Source organism: Lentzea nigeriaca (assembly GCF_016907955.1).
Taxonomy (GTDB): Bacteria; Actinomycetota; Actinomycetes; order Mycobacteriales; family Pseudonocardiaceae; genus Lentzea; species Lentzea nigeriaca.
Map to the genome: position 1 here is coordinate 425,159 of NZ_JAFBCX010000006.1, position 19,492 is coordinate 444,650.

At 69.8% G+C, this 19,492-nt stretch carries 17 protein-coding genes and 1 riboswitch; of the genes, 1 reads left to right on the plus strand and 16 read right to left on the minus strand.

What is annotated here, in order from left to right; all coding sequences use genetic code 11:
• Window positions 1-5: 5 nt before the first annotated feature.
• From JOD27_RS23405 to JOD27_RS46735, 7 genes are all read right to left on the minus strand, one after another.
• Window positions 6-191, minus strand: a complete 186-nt coding sequence (locus JOD27_RS23405; RefSeq protein WP_204764614.1) for a hypothetical protein — start codon at window positions 189-191, stop codon at window positions 6-8.
• 204 nt (window positions 192-395) lie between these two features.
• Window positions 396-1,178, minus strand: a complete 783-nt coding sequence (locus JOD27_RS23415; RefSeq protein WP_307830289.1) for an ECF transporter S component — start codon at window positions 1,176-1,178, stop codon at window positions 396-398.
• On the minus strand, window positions 1,175-2,731 hold the full coding sequence (locus tag JOD27_RS23420; protein ID WP_204764384.1) for an ABC transporter ATP-binding protein: 1,557 nt from the start codon (window positions 2,729-2,731) through the stop codon (window positions 1,175-1,177). The genes JOD27_RS23415 and JOD27_RS23420 overlap by 4 nt, the downstream gene beginning before the upstream one ends.
• Window positions 2,728-3,759 carry a CbiQ family ECF transporter T component gene (locus JOD27_RS23425; RefSeq protein ID WP_204764385.1) on the minus strand — a complete coding sequence of 344 codons (1,032 nt, stop codon included), beginning with the start codon at window positions 3,757-3,759 and terminating at the stop codon, window positions 2,728-2,730. The genes JOD27_RS23420 and JOD27_RS23425 overlap by 4 nt, the downstream gene beginning before the upstream one ends.
• A 124-nt stretch (window positions 3,760-3,883) precedes the next feature.
• The gene (locus tag JOD27_RS23430; RefSeq protein WP_204764386.1) at window positions 3,884-4,642 is read right to left on the minus strand and encodes an SCO2322-related protein; all 759 of its coding nucleotides are present in this window, start codon (window positions 4,640-4,642) and stop codon (window positions 3,884-3,886) included.
• Window positions 4,639-5,049 carry an SCO2322-related protein gene (locus JOD27_RS23435; protein ID WP_504739945.1) on the minus strand — a complete coding sequence of 137 codons (411 nt, stop codon included), beginning with the start codon at window positions 5,047-5,049 and terminating at the stop codon, window positions 4,639-4,641. The genes JOD27_RS23430 and JOD27_RS23435 overlap by 4 nt, the downstream gene beginning before the upstream one ends.
• A complete protein-coding gene (locus JOD27_RS46735) occupies window positions 5,049-6,227 on the minus strand; it encodes an LAVTG motif-containing sortase-dependent surface protein (protein ID WP_204764388.1) in 1,179 nt (392 codons plus the stop codon). Before JOD27_RS46735 ends, JOD27_RS23435 begins: the two co-directional genes overlap by 1 nt.
• Before the next feature lie 47 nt (window positions 6,228-6,274).
• A riboswitch (adenosylcobalamin-variant (AdoCbl-variant) riboswitch) is annotated at window positions 6,275-6,354 on the minus strand.
• 81 nt (window positions 6,355-6,435) lie between these two features.
• Here JOD27_RS46735 and JOD27_RS46740 point away from each other — a divergent pair.
• Window positions 6,436-8,004 (plus strand): DUF6461 domain-containing protein, encoded by a 1,569-nt coding sequence (locus JOD27_RS46740; protein WP_204764389.1) that lies wholly within the window; start codon window positions 6,436-6,438, stop codon window positions 8,002-8,004.
• Here JOD27_RS46740 and JOD27_RS23450 read toward each other — a convergent pair.
• From JOD27_RS23450 to JOD27_RS47390, 9 genes are all read right to left on the minus strand, one after another.
• Window positions 7,991-9,079, minus strand: coding sequence for an FAD-dependent monooxygenase (locus tag JOD27_RS23450; RefSeq protein ID WP_204764390.1), 1,089 nt, complete (start codon window positions 9,077-9,079; stop codon window positions 7,991-7,993). The two genes, JOD27_RS46740 and JOD27_RS23450, sit on opposite strands and share 14 nt — an antisense overlap.
• A 149-nt stretch (window positions 9,080-9,228) precedes the next feature.
• On the minus strand, window positions 9,229-9,777 hold the full coding sequence (locus JOD27_RS23455; protein ID WP_204764391.1) for a Uma2 family endonuclease: 549 nt from the start codon (window positions 9,775-9,777) through the stop codon (window positions 9,229-9,231).
• A gap of 360 nt (window positions 9,778-10,137) precedes the next feature.
• Window positions 10,138-12,171 (minus strand): tetratricopeptide repeat protein, encoded by a 2,034-nt coding sequence (locus JOD27_RS46745; protein ID WP_204764392.1) that lies wholly within the window; start codon window positions 12,169-12,171, stop codon window positions 10,138-10,140.
• A 384-nt stretch (window positions 12,172-12,555) separates the two neighbouring features.
• Complete coding sequence (locus JOD27_RS23465; RefSeq protein WP_204764393.1) at window positions 12,556-15,486, minus strand: AfsR/SARP family transcriptional regulator; 2,931 nt, start codon at window positions 15,484-15,486, stop codon at window positions 12,556-12,558.
• Entirely contained in the window at window positions 15,486-16,076 is a 591-nt protein-coding gene (locus JOD27_RS23470; RefSeq protein WP_372441720.1) for a nitroreductase family protein, read from the minus strand. The genes JOD27_RS23465 and JOD27_RS23470 overlap by 1 nt, the downstream gene beginning before the upstream one ends.
• Before the next feature lie 46 nt (window positions 16,077-16,122).
• The gene (locus JOD27_RS23475) at window positions 16,123-16,638 is read right to left on the minus strand and encodes a DUF742 domain-containing protein (RefSeq protein ID WP_204764395.1); all 516 of its coding nucleotides are present in this window, start codon (window positions 16,636-16,638) and stop codon (window positions 16,123-16,125) included.
• The gene (locus JOD27_RS23480; RefSeq protein WP_204764396.1) at window positions 16,635-17,033 is read right to left on the minus strand and encodes a roadblock/LC7 domain-containing protein; all 399 of its coding nucleotides are present in this window, start codon (window positions 17,031-17,033) and stop codon (window positions 16,635-16,637) included. The genes JOD27_RS23475 and JOD27_RS23480 overlap by 4 nt, the downstream gene beginning before the upstream one ends.
• Window positions 17,030-19,159, minus strand: a complete 2,130-nt coding sequence (locus tag JOD27_RS23485; RefSeq protein WP_204764397.1) for a sensor histidine kinase — start codon at window positions 19,157-19,159, stop codon at window positions 17,030-17,032. Before JOD27_RS23485 ends, JOD27_RS23480 begins: the two co-directional genes overlap by 4 nt.
• The gene (locus JOD27_RS47390; RefSeq protein WP_419503918.1) at window positions 19,159-19,266 is read right to left on the minus strand and encodes an MFS transporter small subunit; all 108 of its coding nucleotides are present in this window, start codon (window positions 19,264-19,266) and stop codon (window positions 19,159-19,161) included. The genes JOD27_RS23485 and JOD27_RS47390 overlap by 1 nt, the downstream gene beginning before the upstream one ends.
• Window positions 19,267-19,492: the final 226 nt, after the last annotated feature.

Consider the following 19,492-nt stretch of genomic DNA (forward strand, 5'->3'; position numbering starts at 1 on the left):
CCAGGTCACGCGCCGGAGCCGCCGGTCGGGTCGCCCCCGTCCTGCGGTGCGGGCGCGCCGCCCGGTCCCATCTTCTCGTCGGCGCGCCACTCACCTGGTTCCGTCAGGTCGCGGTACTCGTCGACCTCCTGGGGCGTCGGGTCGACGCCGACCTCTTCCGCGAACTCCTCGGCTTCCTCTGGATCCGTCATGGCCTGCGGAGTACCCAGAAGAGCTCAGCAGACGCCGCCGTCGCGCCAGACACCTCACTCGCCGGTGGTGCCGGGGTTCCTCGCCCTGCGTCCACCACTGCGCGGTCCACTTGTGGCCGTTGTGCGTCGACCGCGGCGACCAGCCAGCGCCGCGATCGCCACGAGTCGAGAGCGGCGGCCCGCTGTCCAGCCTGACCAGAACTCCTATTTGCCGTCAATGATCTGAGCCGATGTGAAGGAGGCTTTCCTCGATGCCCGGCGCAGCGTCCTCAGCAGCACGGGACCGGTCACCACCACGAGCAGCGCGGTGGTGACCGCCCGCCCGAGGTCCCAGCCGAGCGACGTGGCCAGCGTGAAAGCCAGCAGTCGCAGCAGGTTCGTGCCCGCGGACGCGTTCGGGTCGAAGCTCACCGAGGTGCCCTCGCCGACCGCGAACGGCCAGAACGACAGGTTGAGCAGAAACCCGTAGGCCAGCGAGCTGACCACTCCGTACAGAGCCAGCAGCGCGATTTCCGCCTTGCCGCGCCACTGCGGGAGAAGACCGGCGCCGAGGGCGACCCAGGCCGCGCCGAGCATCTGGTACGGCAGCCACGGCCCGACGCCGCCGGTCAGCAGGGCCGAGGCGAACAACGTCGTGTTGCCCAGCACGAACCCGAAGCCCGGCCCGAACACCCTGCCGCTCAGCACCATCAGGAAGAAGATCGTCTCGACTCCCGCCGTGCCCGCGCCCAACGGCCGGATCGCCGCACCGAGCGCGGACAGCACGCCGAGCATCGCGATCGCCTTGGAGTCCATGCCCCTCTCGCTCAGCTCCGCCAGCACGACGGCGAGGACCAATGGCAGCAGCAGCGCGAACGTCCACGGCGCGTCGCCGGCGTGCGCGATGTCGCTGGACGGTGCGACGAACAACGGCCAGGTGAACGCGGCCAGCCCGATCACGCCGGACACCGCCAGGGCGACCGCTGATCGTCTCCCGATCGCGATCACAGGGCCGCCTCGACGTCCGCGACCGTCAGCCACGGGCCGAGGATCTTGCTGACCTGCGGGGCGAAGATCGGCGACGACGTCACGACCTCGCGGGCAGGGCCGTCCGCGACCACCTCTCCCTCGGCCATCACGATCACCCTCGTCGCGTACTCGGCGACGAACTCGACGTCGTGCGTTGCCAGGACGACGGCGCTGCCGAGGTTCTTGAGGAGGCTTGCCAGCGCTTCCTTCGCCGGGTAGTCGAGGCCGCGCGTGGGTTCGTCGAGCAGCAGCACGTCGGGCGCACCGGTCAGCATCACCGCGAGCACGAGCGCCAGCCGTTGACCTTCCGACAGGTCGCGCGGGTGGGTGTCCTGCGGCACGGAAGCCAAGCCTTCCAACACCTTCCGGCACGTTCCCGCCGGTTGCCCGGTCTCGGCGTCGGCCTGCGCGCACTCCTCGGCGACCGTCTCCAGGTACAGCAGATCCGACGGCTGTTGCGGCACCAGGGCCACGGTTCGGCGCCGCTCGGCGGGCTTCAGCGCCCTGGGATCGGTTCCGCCGACGGAGACCGTACCGGAGGTGCGCTTGCCGCTGCCCTGCACCGCCCACAGCAACGACGACTTGCCGGAACCGTTGCGGCCCATCACCGCGACGCGTTCACCAGCGCCGATGTCGAGCGAAACCCCTTGCACAGCACGGACATCGCCGTACTTGACCACGATGTCCCGCGCTTCGAGCACCGGCTCGACCGGGGCGGGCATCGTGGTCGCGGGTTCGGGCAACCTCTCGCGCAGGGACGTCGCGTGCCGGCGCGCGTCCCGCACCGACACCGGTACCGGCGACCACCCGGCGACCTGCGCGAGCCGGACCACGGGTGGTGCGACCGGTGCGGCGGCGAGGATTTCGCCCACCTCGCCGATCTCGCCTTGGGGCAGCAGCAGTGCGCGGTCCGCGTACTGGGCGACCCGTTCGAGGCGGTGCTCGGCGATCACCACGGTCATGCCGAGGTCGTGCACAAGTCGTTGCACGGCAGCCAGAACATCCTCGGCCGCACCCGGATCGAGCGCCGACGTCGGTTCGTCGAGAACCAGGACGCGCGGATGCGCGGTGAGGGCAGCACCGATCGCGACGCGTTGCTGCTGACCGCCACTCAGAGTCGCAAGTGGACGATCTCGCAGCTGCGCGAGCCCGAGCAGGTCCAGGGTTTCCTCGACGCGCTTGCGCATCACGTCCCCCGGCAGTCCCAGCGACTCCATCGAGTACGCGAGCTCGTCCTCGACGTTGTCCGCGACGAAGCCCGCCACCGGGTCCTGCCCGACGAACCCGACGACGTCCGCGAGCTCACGCGGCGGAAACCGCGCGGTGTCCCGCCCGTCCACCAGCACGCGCCCGGCCAGCGTGCCACCGCTGAAATGCGGGACCAGGCCGTTGATCGCGCGCAGGAACGTCGACTTGCCGGAGCCGGTCCGCCCGACGACCAGGCACAGCTCGCCCTCGGGAATCTCCACCGAGATGTCCGCGAGCACAGGCCGCTCGGCATAGGTGATCGTGACGTCCTCGAACCTGATCATGCTTCCCTCACGATCACCACCGGCAGCAGAGCCACCAGAACCGCCAGCGCGGGCAGGACCGGGAACTCCGGCGCCTGCAGGGGAACCGTCGTCGGCGACAGCGCCGGATCTCCGGAGAACACCAGCACCACAGCCCCCGCGATCCCGCTCAACGCCACTCCCGCGGCCTTCACCGTCCACCGGTCCGGCCGATACCGCGTGCGCGGCACCCGGCGCGCCCCGACTCTCAAACCGGCGATCGCCAGCACAGCACCGACCACGAGCAGCGGCCAGCCGGAGTAGGCGTCGGCGAGCAGTCCGTACATGCCGATACAGAACCCGAACAGCCCCGCCAGCACCAACGCCCCGGTGAGCACCCGGTCCCGCTTCGAGATGCCGGCCGTGCGGCCGTACCCGCGCGAGTCCATGGAGGCGGCCAGCACCAGCGACCGTTCCAGGGCGTCCTCCAGCACCGGCACCAACATCGTGCGGATCGCGCGGGCTCCTCGTGCCGTGTCGCCCCTGAGTTGGCGGGCCCGTCGGACCGAGCGCGCGGACGCGACCAATTGCGGTGCGACGGTCAGCGCGACCACGACCGCCACGCTCACCTCGTAGAGCGCGGCGGGGAGGGAGCGGAGGAGGCGCTTCGGGTTCGCGAGGGCGTTGGCTGCGCCGACGCAGCTGAGGATCGTGGCGAGCAGCAAACCTTGGTACAGCGCGAAAACCAGGCCTTCGGCGGTGACGGGGCCGCCGATGCGGATGCCCTGGGCCCAGTGCGGGAGCGGGGCCTGGGGCAGGGTGAAGAGAGTGGTCGGGCCTGCGACGCCGCCGAGGAAGACGTGCAGGAGCACGCGGAGGGCGATGACCAGGAGGCCGAACTTCAGGAACACGCCATAGGTTCCGGCCCACGGTGTGGTGGCCCGGCAGGTCACGACGACTACGCCTGCCACGGCCAGGATCAGGCCTAGCATCAACGGGTTCGTCGTGCGGCTGGCGGCGGTGGCCAGGCCCAGGGCCCACAGCCACCACGCACCCGAATGAAGCCTCACTGCGCCACCAGCTCCGGAGATGACCTCACTTCGCCGCCGTACCGCGCCATCCGCGCCTCCCAGCGCCGAAAGAACTTTCACTCTGCCCCCCGCACAGCGACGCCTCCGAGTGCCGAAAGAACCTTCACTCGTCGTCCGTGCTGCGACGACGCCGTGCCACCACCAGACCGGCCACGACCAACGCGACGATCACCAGCACACCGATGGCCGTCCACAGCCATCCGGACCCGGACTTCTCCTGAACCTGCTGCGACCTCTCATCGATCACGACCGACGAGGTCTGCTCCGCGGCCGAGGATGTCGACGACGGAGCCGATTCCGAGGACGACACGGGCGCCGCGGACGACGTCGGCGGCACAGTGGTCGTCTTGGTCACCGCAGGCGGTTGCGGAGCCGACGGCTGACCGACCGGTGGCTTGGGAGCGGGTGGTTGTGGAGCCGGCGGCACAGGCACGGGAGCAGGCGGCGCGATCCCAGGCTGCTCCCCCGCGCCGAACGCCCAGCCCTCGACACTGCCAGGCGGAGGCACATACGTCGCCGCCCCCTGGCTGCTGTAGGACCAGGACCCGCCAGACCCGTGCCAGTACGACCAGTACGCCGAAGCAGGCGACGTGGTGACGCACTTGTCGGCGTCCGTGCCCGGCTTTCCGTTGATGCGGCAGACGAACCCCTGCTGCCGTGACGCGTACGTGTAGCCGAACCCGGCCGCGGACAGCGCCGCCACCCCGGACGCCGGACTGCCCGGCGCACAACCCTGCTGCACGCCTCCCCCGAGGCCGCGGAAGTCCACGACGACGGTCACGCCGTCACAGCCCGCGGCGTGCGCCGGCACCGGGATCGCGCACGCGATCACCAGAGCCAGCGCGAAGAAGAGCCTCGTCACGGGGTGGCACCCGGAGCGGCGCCCGCGCCGAACGACCAGCCCTCCACGGTGCCGGGGGCCGGGTCGTAGGTGCCGGCGCCCGAGGTGCTGTAGGTCCAGGCGCCGCCGGGCGTGGCGTGCCAGTACGACCAGTAAGCGCTGGTAGTGGGCATGGTGCACGGGTTCGGCAGCAGCTTGATCTGGCACACCAGTCCTGGCCGGCGCGGCACGAACGTGTACGGGAAGCCGGCGTCCTTCAGGGCTGCCAGGCCGGTGGCCGGATCGCCTGCGGCACAACCGGTTTCGACACCGCCGCCGAACGCGGTGAAGTCCACGACGAGCTTCACGCCCGCGCAGTCGTCGGCGGAGGCCGGCACGACCACGAACGAGCTGGCTACCAGGGCGAGAACAGCGAGGATGCGGCGCATCACGCACCAACCTTCCGGCGACGGGAGACGAAGACGAGCACGGCACCGGCGACCACGGCGAAGGAGCCGAACAGGGTCAGCGGCACGGCCTGGTCGGGGCCGGTGGCGGCGAGCGGCGGATCGACCGGGACGGGACCTGCCGGGGCAGGCGCGGAAGAAGACGGCGGAGTGGACGCGGGTGTAGCGCAGTCGACGGCCGGAACGCCCACGGCTGACGAAGAAGCCGTCACGTCGGCGAGGCCCACCCTGGCCAGGCCGAGCACCGCCTGCGTCGTGGCACGGATCGCGGAGTACGCCTCGAAACCCTTGCTGTCGTAGGCGATCGCGCCGCGCTGCGCCTCCGGTCCGGCACAACCCACCTGCAACGTCCGAAGGTAGGCCACGGCCTTGTCCGCGGCGTCCGCACGACCACCCGCGACGAGTGCGCCGACAGCGAGCCCGGTGGTGTTGGCGTTCGATCCCGCCGAAGCCGCCGGGAAACCGCCGTCCGCCCGCTGTTGGCCCACGAGCCAGTCGAGAGCCTTGGCGGACGCGGTCTTCTCGCCCGCGGCCAGCAGTGCCTGCAACACCATCGCCGTCGCGTCCACATCGGACTGACAGGCGGGCTGACCGAACACGATCGGGAAGCCCGCGCCCTGGCACTGTGTGGAAACAGCGAACTTGACCGGTGCGTCCACGGGCTGACCGGCGCGCTTGAGCGTGATGACCGCCAGCGACTGGGTGAAGGCGTTGGTCATGTCGAACTCGGGATCGGTCTTGTCCCGGAACCGGCCGTCCTTGTCCTGCAACGCGGACAGCCGGCCGAGCAGGTCGACACCGCCGAACTTGCGCGGGTCCTGGCCGAGCGTCTGCGCGACGAGCGCGAGCTTCGTGAGGCCACCGACGTAGGACTCGGCCTCGCCGTCGCCGATGAACGTTTCGAGCTGCGGTGACGCGGCGAGCCACGCGGCCGCCTTCCGCGCGGTCGACTTGCCGACCCCCGCGGCGGCGAGCGCGTACACGCCGTCGGCCGTGAGGCCCTCGTCGACGAGGTCGGGGCCCTTGAGCAGATGGTCGCCGTTCACGAACTGGCCGGCGAGCCACGTTCCCGCGGACGGCGCGGCCTCGACGGCCCGCGCCTGCGGTGTCGCCACGAGCGCGGCCGCGACGAACGCGACCAGAGCGGACTTCCGGATCACTGCGCCTCCCTGCCCCGCTGTCCTCGACGGGGTTGCTGGAGCTACCGCGCGTCACGGGCAGTCGGACTTTCACCGTTGCGGGTCAGTGCCGGAGTTGCACCGGCTTCCCCCGCGGCGTGCGGATGCTGTTGTCTCCCTGGATCGTCCGCGAGGGATCATGTTGAGTCAAATGGCTGTGAGCTGGACCATCACGCGGCACAATCGTGCCGTGGGGGAATTCGACGAACTGATCACCGCCGCCGTACCGTCGATCGAGGCGCTCATCCCGCCGGACGCGGCCGCGGAACTCGGCAGGTACGAACCACAGCGGTGGACCGGCCACCACGAGCACGGCACGCCCGCTCAGCGTGCGCTCGGCAGATTTCCCGGACTGGCCGCGGAACGGCTGCTCGGAGCACTGGAACTGGGTGTGGCGCGGCTGACGCTGACCGCGCCCGCCGAGGTCGTGGCCGGTCTGCGGCCACTCCCGGACGGCAGTTCCTTCTCGATCATCTCCGCCAGTGGCCAGAGCGCGCTCACGACGCCGGTCACCTTGGTGGCGGCGGTGCATCCCGGCGCGATCGAGCTGATCACCGACCAGGTGCGGTCGATGACGGCGCTGCTCGACCTCAGCGGAATCGACGGGGACGAGGCATCCGTCGCGGCCAAGCACGGCGCGGCGCATCTCGCGCTGGCCGTGGCAACGGCAACCGCCGTCCTGCGCGCGATCGGCACGCCCATCGCGACCAACCCGCCGGCGATCATCGGCATCGCGATCGGGGTGACCGCGCTGCTGCTGCCGGAGACGCCGAAGCCTCCGGCGTACGAGCGGGCGTTGCTGGAGAAACGGCGGGCCGAGTACACGGGCTCATCGTGGTCGACCAGCGTTCCGGTGTTCGACCACGAGTTCATGTTCGTGGAGGAACCGAGCCACTCCTGGGCCGACTTCGCGGCGACGGGTCTCGTCAGCGCGGTCGACACCGGGTTCGCCGTGCGCACCGGCATCGCGGAGGGCACGGTCCCCGTGTGGGCGCGGGTGACGCTCGACGTCCCCGGCGAACCGGAGCTCGCCCACTGGGACGAGGTCGCCGAGGTGAGCTTCACGGCGGAGAAGGGTGACGCCCGGCTCGGTCCCGGTGGAATGCCGCCGTGGCCGGGCGAGTTCCGCGTCCGGGTGCACGCGCGGGGCCGCGACGGGGACGACGACGAGCGCTACGAGCTGCTGATCTGGCCGGCACCCCACGCGGAACCGGTGGTGCACAAGAAGACCGACCGCGTCGGCCATCTCCTGCGCGGCGAGCCCGCACCCGAGACTCGGGTCGCGCCGGAAGCCGGGTTCCGGTGGCTGGAGAAACTGCTCGACACGGCCGCGACGATCACGGTCGCGATGGGGCTCGACGTCGACGACGTGGTCGACGAGTTCGAGGAGGACGCCATCGCCGTCGAGATCGACGGCGGGGTGATCGTGGTGGAGGACAACAACTACCGCGGTTCCCTGCGGGACGTCCTGGAGCGCCTGTCCCGCAACGGAAAGGCCGCGAGCCACTTCTGGAACGTCAACCGGCTCACGCGCCTGTCGTTCGCGCGCGACGGGCAGGTCGTCTCGGCGCGGGAAGTGCTGAACCAGACGGAGTTCGGCGACGATCCCGAGGTCCTCGCGGCGCTGGACGGCCTGGACTTCACCGACTTCCGCCACCTCGACGCCAAGGGGATCACGGCGGTGGTGCGCTTCACCGGTGCCGTGATCCCCGAGGACGACGTTCGCGACGCGATCGACGAGTTGTTCAGTACGTTGTGAGCTGGAAGCCGTTCACCACGTCGTCGAAGTCCTCCTGCCGTTCCCAGCCGCCCTCCCGGTTCCTCAGCGCCATGTCCTGGTTGGCCGTCACGTACGGCCGCAGGATCTCCTCGTAGCGCTGGAAAGCCGTCGCCGGGTTGTCCCGCAGCTCACCGGCGAGCACGTACGCGCCCACCAACGCCATGCTGGTGCCCTGACCGGACATCGGTGAACCGCAGTAGCCGGCGTCGCCGAGCAGCACGACGTTGTCCTTCGACCACGTTTCCATCCGGATCTGGCTCATCGAGTCGAAGTGGAAGTCCGGTGCCTCCCACATGTGCTTCAGCGCCGTCTGCCACTCCCAGCCCGCGTCGGCGAACTTCTCCGCGATCAGCCGCCGTTGCGCCTCGACGTCGCGGTGGTCGAAGTCGACCTCACCGTTGAAGCCCATGTAGACACGGCATTCCGCGTTGGCGCGGGCGCTCATGATGCCGCCGCCGACGATCTCACCCTGCTGGAACGTCTGCCAGTGGTCCAGGTTCAGGAAGTTCGGCGCGGTGAACACGGCGAGGTACATGCCGAGGTGGCTGATGAACTGCTCCTCCGGCCCGAAGACGAGCCGGCGGACGTTCGAGTGCAGGCCGTCGGCGCCGACGATGACGTCGAAGTCGCGGGGCGCGGCCTTCTCGAACGTGACGCGGCTGCCGTCGATGGCGGTGATCGTGTCGTCGAACAGGTACTCGACGCCGTCGGTGGCGTTGAACAGCATGTTCGCGAGATCGTCGCGCAGCAGCTCGACGTCTGCGCTCGACAGGTCGCCGCCGCTGATGGTGTGGGTGGTGGAGCTGAACAGCTCGTTGCCGTCCGCGTCGAGCATGGTCATGCCGCGCATGTTGGTGCCCGCCGACCGAAGCTGGTCGCCGAGCCCCATGCGCTCCATGACCTGCAACGCCGGACCGCGCACGTCGATGGCCTGGCCGCCGGGCCGAAGACCGCGCGCCCGCTCGACGACGGTGACGTCGAAGCCGTACCTGCGCAGCCAGTATGCGAGCGCGGGACCGCCGATGCTGGCGCCGGAGATCAGGACGTTCGTCATGGTGTTTCCCCCTGTGGGTCGGTGTTGCCCACAAGGTGCCGACCCGCGCTGACCATCGGCTGATCAGGAGCTGTCAGCGGCCGTCAGGGTCTGACAGCGCAGCGGGCTGGTCGCGATGCACGCAACCAGCCCAGCGCACCGGCGGGAACTCAGCGCACCAACGACTGAGCGCTCAGCTTCACCGCGAACGGGAATTGCAGCTCGATGATTTCCTCGCCGTCCGACCGCGCCTGTTCCACGTACACCCCTTTTTCGAGGTGCAGGCACCGCAACCACGGCGAGTCGTAGTCGATCATCCAGTAGTTCTCGCAGCCGACTTCCTGGAACTTCGCCCGCTTCAGTTCCAGGTCCACGTGCCGCGTCCGCGGGGAAAGGACCTCGACCGCCAGCACGGGCGGCCCCATGAGCGCCTGCTTCGTGAACTGTTCGCGACGACCCACGACCAGGTCCGGGATGAAGACCGTGTCGTCGGCGAGCACCACGTCGACCGGAGCCGGGAGGACCTCCAGCTCCGGTGGGCAGACAGCCGTCAGCGCCACCAGCAGGCGGGCTACGACCCGCTGGTGCACAGGACGGGGTGAGGGGCTCATCACCAACACCCCGTCGACGAGTTCGAAACGGTGCCCATCATCAGGCATCGCCTCCAGGTCCGCCCACGTCAGCGGTCTGCCGTGGGGAAACGTCGGTACACCACCCATGGTGCGTTCCACCCCCTGGTCGAGGCCACTGTCCGCCGGACGGATCCCGGCGATGCCATTAGACAAGACTGGTCCGATTCTCACGACTCGCAAGCCCCTTTTGGCCGACCTCGCACCACTGCACGCACACGTCTCCGTGACCGCCGTCCCGGAGGGTGAAGACCTGCTGCTCCGGTAGTGGAAGGCGACACCCCGATGGAGCAGCGTTTTGGTTGCAATCGAACAAGTGGCTAATTTTTGATCAATTTTCGGGCGATTTTCGGTAACGCCATCACCCGTGCCAATTGCTCGCGAATGCGACCCTAACGGAATCTTACGAGTCCGCCAAGCACTCTGTTGGAGCAATACCTCACAACGGCCTCACACGCGGAAGATCAAACCACCCGGTGAGGACTTCAGGCCGAATTCCGAGTAAACGGCGCGGGCGGCCGCCGCCAACTCCGCGGCGAGTTCCGTTTCTCCACTCGCGCGGTGGACGCGGGACAGTTCCAGACGGGCTCGCGCGGCACCCACGACGTCGAAGCTCGCGTCGCAGATGGCGGCCGAGTCGCGCAGGTACGCGCGGGCGGCATCGAGCCGGCCACGCGTGAACTCGTTGCACCCCAACACATACAGCACGAAACTCTCGCCACGGCGGTCCCTCCCCGCCCGTGCCAGGTCAGCCGCGACGGTCAGGACGTCGAAGGCCTCGTCATGCCGTCCCTCGGCCACGAGCAGCTTGCCGAGCCGGTAGTTGATCTGCGCCAGGATCCGCCCCGGCCCCGCCTCGCAGACGCCCAGAGCCCCGTTCAGCCGCGCCAGGGCCGACGCCGGGTCGGAGTCGTGGAGGTCGATCTGCGCCAGGTTCTGCAGCACCGACGCCTGGCCGACGGGATCCCCCAGCCGCTCGTACAACGACAGCGCGCGCTGGTACCACCGCCGTGCCGCCGCGTTGTCCCCCGACGCCCGCGAGACGATACCGATGTTGCGGTACGTCAGCGCGAGGCCCGCGAGCTCACCGAGGTCCTCGAAGATGTCCTGGGCGAGCAACGCCATCTCTCGCGCGAGGTCGTAGCGGCTCTGGCTGATGTGCAACGACGCGAGCGAGCACCACAGCACGGCCGTTCCCCGCGCGTTGGCCGCCGCCTCGCACGCCTCCAGAGCGACGTCGTGCGTGTGCTGCCAGCCGTCGTGGTCCGAGCTGGTCTCGAACAGCGTCACCAGCCGGTGCGCGAGCTCCCAGCTCAGCTCGTCGAGCCCGGCTTCGGCAGCGAGCTCCACCGCCTCGCACAGGCTGACCCTGCAGGATTCCAGCCACGCCAGCGGGTCGGCCCGCAGCAACGGATCGAGCGCGACCACCTCGCGCACCGCCGACCCACGCACGACCGAGAAGTCGCCGCCGTACAACGCGGTTCGCGCGTGGTCCAGCAGGTGGAGCCAGCCGCCGAGCACCCGCCGCACCGCTTCGGCGCCGTCCGCCTGTCCCGCCGCGAACTCACGGACCAGCGGCGGCACGACGTATCCGGAAGCGTCGGCCGAGACGAGGTGCGCCGACACCAGTTCGTCCACAGCGGACTGTCCGCGCGCGTCACCGAACGCCGCCACCGGTGCCCACGACGGCAACCGCAAGGATCCCACAGCGGCGATCTGTCCGAGCAGCCTGCGTGCGGGCAGGGTCAGGTCGCCCGCCGTCTCCTCCAGCCGCTCGCGGACGGACAGACCGCCGTGCGCCAAGGCGTCCAGACCCTCCCGCGAGAGCTGGTCGACCAGCAACGAGATCGACCAGTGCGGACGGGCCGCGAGCCGGGCACCCGCGATCCGCAAAACCAAAGGCGAACAGTCCGAAATGGCCACGAGCGCATCGGCCCGTGAAGCCTCGGCCGCCACCCGTTCGGTGCCGATCTGCCTGCCCAGCAACGTGATCGCCTCCGCGGGCGCCAGCGGGCCGACGTCGACCACGTGCGGCAGCCGCAGCCGGTGCCGCGACGTGACCAGGACCGTGCAGCCGGGAGCGTGCGGCAGCAACGGCGTCACCTGCTCGACGCTCGTCGCGTCGTCCAGGACGAGCAGAAGTGATTGCCGCGCAACAGCGTCTCGATAGGCGCTCAGCCGTGCGGTGAAATCCCACGGAACGGACAGGCCGAACGACGCGAGGAACCGGCCGAGCACCTCGTGCGGTGTCGTCCCGCGCAGCCGCACGAACAGCTCTCCGTCGGGGAAGTGTCCTGCCGCGACCCTGTGCGCGGCGTGCACGGCGAGCGCCGTCTTGCCTGCCCCCACAGGGCCTGTCAGCAGCACCACCTGCGGGAACGGGGTGACCAGGTCCACGATGGACTCGGTGAGCTCCTCACGTCCCACGAAGTCCGCGACGGCGGCGGGCAGCTGGTGCGGGCGCGGGAACAGATCGATCTGCACACCGCCCCCTTCAGCCGTAACACCGTCAGCCGAAGTCAGTCTCACACAGAACGCCGGCGGGATCACCGCAGCGGGGTCCGGTCATCCGTGCGACGATCGCTCGCATTTCCCGCAGGCAGCCCGGATCACGCCCGGCCCGTGCCGGCACAAGCAAAGCCTCCGCCTCGCCCAGCGCGAACGGTCTCCCGCTGCACCTCGGCCGCCTCACGAGCACGCTCACGCGCCCGTACCCCCGCGTTGTCGCCCCGTGTGATCGCGATGGGATCGATGTGTGGACGCACTCCGAGACCCTCTGTGGCATCACCACCGAGGGGAGCAAGGGGATGCGCAGGACCAACGAGAGAGTCGCTCAGATCGTGGCTTTCGCGCTCGTGGCAGGCGTTGCTACGACGCTGGTGCTGCTGGCGCTGTGGCTGTAGCGAGGATCCGCTGCGCCACCGCCAGCGCCCTGGGCTGACGCAGTCGCGCGGCGGCCACGACCACCTCCTCGGCATAGCGGATGGCGGTCTCCCGGTCGCCGAGCGCCAGGTGCAGGGTGGAGAGCTGCGCGAGCACCTTGTACTCGCTCCACCAGCGACTGGTCGACCTGATGGCGACCAGGCACCGCCGCGTGTGTTCGAGCGCCTCCACCAGCCGGCCGTCCACCTCGGCACCGAGCGACAGGGCCACGAGCAACCCCACCTGGCCGACGTGGTCGCGAATCTCCTCCATCGCCGCCAGCACCGCGTCATCGTCCGGCAGGTTCATGTACGTGCGGCACAGTCGAGGCACCTCGCGCACCATCTCGCGGACCGCGGCGAAGTCGCCCATCACGTAGCGCCAGTAGGCGAACTCGGCCGTGGCGATCGACTCCGCGCGCAGGTCACCCGACTCCCGGTAGGCGGCCAGCGACCGCTCCGCACAGGACACGCACTCTTCGTCGTTGGACAAACCGAAGTGCACGTAGGCGATGTCGTGCAGGACTCCCGCGTAGGACCGCACGTCGCCGTGCTCCTCCAACAGCGCGTGGGACCTCTCCAGATGTGCCAGCGCCTCGGCGTCCTCTCCACGCTCGGCGTGCACGATGCCTATGTGCTGCAACGCGTTCGCCTCCCCGGTCGGAGCTCCCGCCTGCCGCATCAGCACCAGACCGCGTTGGAAGTGCTCCATCGCCTGGTCGAAGTCCTGGCGTTCCCTGGCGATCATGCCGAGCAGCCCCAGCGTCGACGCCTCACCGCGCACGTTGCCGGTCTGCCGCATCAGGCCGAGCGCCTCCCGCAGGTACTTCTCCGCCTCCGCGTGATTCTCCTGTCCGAGGTACGCCGAACCCAAGCCGCGCAACGCCTCCGCGCGTGCCTCGAGATCGCCGAGGTGACGCGCGGCCGCGAGCGCGACGCTCTGCACCTCGATCCGCTCCCTCCCCAATCCGCGCAGGAGCAGGAAATGCGCGAAGTGGTGCGGCAGCTGCCAGGCGTACCGGTAGTGCCCCTCGTACGCGGCCAGGTAGACGGCGGCCTTGAGGTTGCGCCGCTCCGCCTCCTGCCACGCCAGCGCCTCGACCGGCGTGGCGAACACCGGCGGATCGACGGGTTCGTACGTGACGTCCTCGTGGATCTGCGGGCGTCCGGGAGCGATCCGCAGCGCGGACGCGGCCGCGCCGTGCAGGTAATGGTCGAGGATGCGGAGGATCGCCTCGTCCTTCTCGTCCGGCTCGACGCTGGCTTTGGCGTGCTCCGCCAGCAGGTCGTGGAAGCGGTAGCGGCCGTTCTCCTGCTGCTGCACCAGATGCACGTCGAGCAGCTCGTCCAGCAGCCGTTCGGCCTCCGCCCGCGTCGAGCCGATCACCGCCGCGGCCAGGTGGGCGTCCCAGTCGTCGCCCGTGTGCAGGCCCAGCCGCCGGAACAGGCGCTGCTGCTCGGGCGTGAGTTGCTGGTAGGACAACGCGAACGCGCCCGCGACGCTGCGTTCGCCCGCGGCCAGCTCGGTCAGCCGGTGCTCGGTGAGGCGGCGCGTCACGTCCTGCGCGGACCACGCGGGCCTGGTGCGCCACCGGGCACCGACGATCCGCACCGCGAGCGGCAGGTAGCCGCAGAGCCGGACGATCTCCCGCGAGGCGCCGAGATCGGCCTTCTTCCCGGCGATGCTCGCGAGGAGCTTCAACGAGTCCTCTTCGGACAGAACATCGAGCGAGACGGTGCGCGCGGCGTCGAGGTCGACGAGGCGGCGCCTGCTGGTCACCAGGACCAGGCCGGTGCCGGGCAGCAGCGGGCGGACCTGGGCGGCGCTGCCCGCGTTGTCGAGCACCACGAGTGCCTTGCGGTGGGCCATTTCCGCCCGCCACCGGGCCGCGCGGGCGTCGAGGCCGTCCGGAATGTCCTGCGCGGGCACGCCGAGCGCGGTCAGCAGCGCGAGCAGCGCGTCCGACGGGGTGCGCGGTTCGACGCCCTCGGTGTAGGAGTGCAGGTCCACGAAGAGTTGCGCGTCCGGGAAGCGCGAGGTGAGCCGGTGCGCCGCGCGGACCGCGAGCGTGGTCTTGCCGATGCCCGCCATGCCGTCGATCGCGGTGATCGCGACGCAGCCGGACGGGACGGCGGCGAGGATCTCGTCGAGGTCGTCGGCGCGGCCCGCGAAGTCCGGGATGTCGCCGGGCAGGTCGTTGCGGGCCCTGGGCCTGTTGTCGGCCGTGAGCACCTGATGGCGGGCCTGCTGCAGGTCCCTGCCGGGGTCGAGGCCGAGCTCCTCGGCGAGCCTGGTGCGGATGTCGTCGTAGGCCTGCAGGGCTTCGGTCTGCCGGTCGCAGCGGTGCAGCGCGACGATCAGCTGGGCCCACATCCGTTCCCTGGTCGGGTTGTGCTGGGTGAGCGAGCGCAGTTCGGGGACGAGCTGCTCGTGCCTGCCGTCGCGGAGGTCCTGCTCGATCCGTGCTTCGAGCGTGGCGAGGTGCTTCTCGGTCAGCGCGGGCACGTGGTCGCGTTCGAGGGCATCGCTGCCGATGTCCGCGAACGGCCGCCCGCGCCAGAGCTTCAGCGCTTCCCTTGGTTCCAGCTGCCCGAACCGGTGCAGGTCGACCTCGTCGTGCCGCACGTCGAGCAGGTAGCCGCCGGGCCGGGTCAGCACCAGCTCGGACCGGCCGAGGTCCTCGCGCAGCCGCCCGACCGTGGTCTGCAGGGCACCCCGCGACCCGCCGACCAGGTCGATCAGCTCGTCGACGCCGACCACCTGACCGGGCCGCAACAACAGCGCGGCCAGCACCACACGACGTTTGCCGGGCGGGACGTGGACGTGGCGCCCGTCGAGCACCACGTCCAACGGTCCCAGCAGACCGAACGACCTCACTACCACTGGTCCCAGTGCACGACCTCGTCCGCCGCGAGCCGCTTGCGCGTCCGCGGTGAGGCTCCCTCCGAGATGCCCTGCTCGGCCGGGTGCCCGATCGCGATCATGCCGATCGGCACGTGCGTCTCGGGAATGCCGAACTCCGCCCGCAGCTGCGGCCAGTCCTCCTCGGCCATCCCGAAGAGCACCGCGCCGAGACCCTCGTCCACGGCCGTCTGCAGGATCAGCAACGCGGCCATGCCGGTGTCGATGTACCAGTACGGCACCGGCCAGTTGGCCTCGCTGCGGTCGGTCCACCCCTTGTCCGGCTGCGCGTACCGGTCGAGGTAGACGTCCTTCACCGAGAACGGGATCACGACGACCTGCGCGGTCTTCGCGTCGTCACCCGCCCAGAAGTCGAACTTCTCCTTGAGCCGCTTGAGCGACTCGCCCCTCAGCACGAGGAACGCCTGCCCCTGCGAGAACCCCGCCGACGGACCGCGCACGGCGTTGCGCATGATCCGCTGGATGCTCTCCTCGCTGACGGGCTCGTCGCTGAACTTGCGAACCATGCGCCGACGCCGGACAACGTCCTGAAACTCCACGTCCACCTCCCCAGATGTGAGCCCGACGGTAGCAGCGTCCGGGGAGGGGCTCTCAGAGACGACGAAGACCGGCCAGCACGCGTTCCAGCAACGCTCCGTCGGGACGGTCGCCGCCGTACGACGACGCCGTGCGGTGCACGTCGATCAGGCCGTGCGAGGCCATGTCGCCGAGCAGCACCTTCGTGACGCCCAGCGGCAGCCCGCGCAACGCCGCGATCTCCGCGACCGACCGCGGCGAGTGGCACAACGCCAGCACTTCCTGGTGCTCGGGACGCACCGCGGTCGCCGAGAACTCGTTCACCGAGACCAGGGTCTCGATCTCGAGGTGCACGTCGGACGTGGTGCGGCCGCCGGTCCACGCGTAGGCGCGGACGATCGACGCGGACGACTCGATGGACGGCAGCGGCGGCACGTCGAACGGCATCGTCGCGTACGGGTCCGGTTCCGGCATCGGATCCGCGGCCCGCTGGGTCTTCTTCTTGCCGCGCTTGCGGATCCTGGCGCTGTCGAAACTGAAACCACTGACCAGGTCACCGAAGTTGACCTGCTCCTCCGACTCTCTGCTCATGCCAGCTCGGCCCGCAGTTCCGGCGTGAGCAGCTGGCCCACCTGCCGCACGACCACCGTCATCTCGTAGGCGACCTGCGCGACGTCGGACGTGTTCGACGCCAGCACCGCGAGGACCGACCCGTCGCTGATCGACGACAGCAGCATCACGCCCCTGTCCATCTGCACCACCGTACGCACGACCGCTTCACCGGCGAAGCAGTGCGACGCCGACTCCGCGAGCGACACCACGCCGGCGACGATCGCCGCGAACTGCGGTGCCACGTGCGGGGGCAGCTTCGACGACGAGATCAACACCAAGCCGTCTGCCGAGATCACCACGGCGTGCTCGATGCCGGGTGTGCGCTCGGCGAAGTTGGTGACCAGCCATCCGAACTGGTCCACCTGCGTGCTCATCGACTCTCCTGCCGGTCGGGAAGGCCTCGCTGCACACCGCGCTGGAAGGCGTCGAGGAAACCTCGTGCCGACTCAGGCGACTGGCGTGCTGGTGCGGGGGGAGGCGGCGCGGCCGCGGCCGGTGACTCGAACCACGACGCCGAACCCGACGCCGCACTCGACATCTGGCTGGGCATCGGTGGCCGCACCGGCAGCTGCTCGACAGCTTCCCCTCGGAAAGACTCCCAGGACTCCTCTCGTCGTGGTGCCAGTTCGGCAGGAACCAACACGATCGCGCGAGTCCCCTTGCCCTGTTGGGCATCGAGACGTACCACGATCTGGTGGCGTGCGGCCAGCCTTCCCACGACGAAAAGTCCCATTTCGCGGAAGACCTGGACGTCCGCGCCCTCGCCCGCGGCCTCGAGCCGGTGGTTCACGACCGCCAGCGCCTCGGGGTCGATGCCGATGCCGTGGTCGACCACGTCGATCTGCACGATGTCGCCGGCCTCGATCGACGCGCTGATCGAGACCTGGGTGTGCGGCGGCGAGAAAGCCGCTGCGTTGTCAAGGAGTTCGGCCAGCAGACGGACGAGGTCGCTCGCCACGTAACCGACTACCTCGGCGTTCGGCGCCGTGTGCACCATCACCCGCTGGTACTGCTCGATCTCCGCGGCCGCCGCGCGCAGCACGTCGGTCAGCGGGATCGGCCGGGTGAACCGCCGCGCCACGTCGCCGCCGGAGAGCACCATCAGGTTCTCGTTGTTGCGGCGCATGCGGGTGGCGAGGTGGTCGAGCTTGAAGAGGTTCGCGAGCTGGTCCGGGTCCTCCTCGTACTTCTCCAGCTCCTCCATGAGCTTGAGCTGGCGTTCGACGAGACTCTGACTGCGGCGCGAGAGGTTCACGAAGATGTTGCGCATGTTCGCGCGCATGCCGGCCTGTTCGATGACCGACTTCACGGCCTGCTGGTGCACCGCGTCGAACGCGCGCGCCACCTGGCCGAACTCCTCGGTCGTGTCCACCGGCACCGGCTCGATCTCGGTGCTGCCGCGCCCGGTCGCCACCATCTCGGGAAGCTTGTGCCACGCCACTTCCAGCGCGGAGCGGCGCAGCGCGTTGAGCGAGCGCAGCAGGTAGCGGCCGACGACGAACCCGACGGTGCCGGCCAGGATCAGGCTGGCGAACAGGATCGCGGACGCTGTGCCCGCCGCGTCGCTGGTCTCGTCGCGCAGGCGGTTCGCGGTGTCGCGCAGGTCGTTCTGCAGGCCCGTCACCACGCTGTCCAGCGACGTCGCGACCGCACCAGAGGCCTTGCTCCAGTCGGAGGCCGCGATCGGCAACGGCTTCGGGCGCGCGCTGCCGGTGCCCGTGACCGGGGCGTCCGACGTCGGGTGCAGCAGCGCGGTGGCCAGCATCCTGCGGTGCGCCTCGATGTCCGGACCGTTGAACTTGGTGGTCCAGTACGTGTTCAGCTGCTCCGGCGTCGCGAGCGCGGCGAACTGGCCCGCGATGTAGCCAAGCTTGACGTTCGACTCGACCAGCGTGCGGACCTCGGCGGTGGTCAGCTGCCCGCGGGTGAGCCCGGACAGCACGACCGCCTGCTGGTACAGGACCTCCTCCTGCACGTGCAGCGCGTGGTGCAGGCCCATCGCCGTGCGGGAGAGCGCGGCGTCGCCGAACTCGCCTGCGATCACCTCGTCCATGTCGAGCATCGACTCGGCGAGAGCGGAGTACTCCTTGATCACGCCGGGCACGTCGGTGGTCCGCTCGCGCAACACGGGCAGACCACTGATCTTGGTGCGCACGTCGGCCATGCGCGCGGTCACGACCTCGCTCAGCGAGGTCTTCTCGATCTGACCGCGCAGCGCGGTGCGTGCCTCATCGGTGCGCTTCACCTGATCGGCGAGCGCCTGCGATCCGGATCCCTCCGCGATGATCCGCCGTTCCGCCTGCACGCCCTCGATCACGGGGATCAGCGCGGCGCGGACCTTCACCAGCCGCTGGAGCGCCGCGTAGGACTCGGCGCGTTCCATGTGGGACTGGATCTGCAGCACACCGGCGCCCACCGCGATGAAGACCGGAACGATCAACACCGCGGCGAGCTTCACCGGCAGGCGCCAGTTGCGCCAGTTGACGAGCGCGTTGAACATCAGACGAAGAGCTTGGCCGCGTTCAGGAAGAGCCGGTACAGGCCGTAGGCGAGCGGAATACCCACCCACAACCACGCACCGATCAGCAACAAGCGCTGCGAGTTCACTTCTGCACCACGCCTTCCGGCTCGTCAGCGTTCTTGTCGGCCGTCTCTGCGACGTCGGCCGCCTCGGCTTCGTTCCACTTCGCGACCGTGGCTTCCGCGGTGTTCTCCTCCGTGGCCGCGATCTCGGCGGCCTCGGCGGTGATCTCCTTCGCGGCCTCGGATTCCTCAGCCTCGGGTTCCTCAGCCTCGGGCTCCGCGGTCTCGGACTCGGCAGCCTCGGACTCGC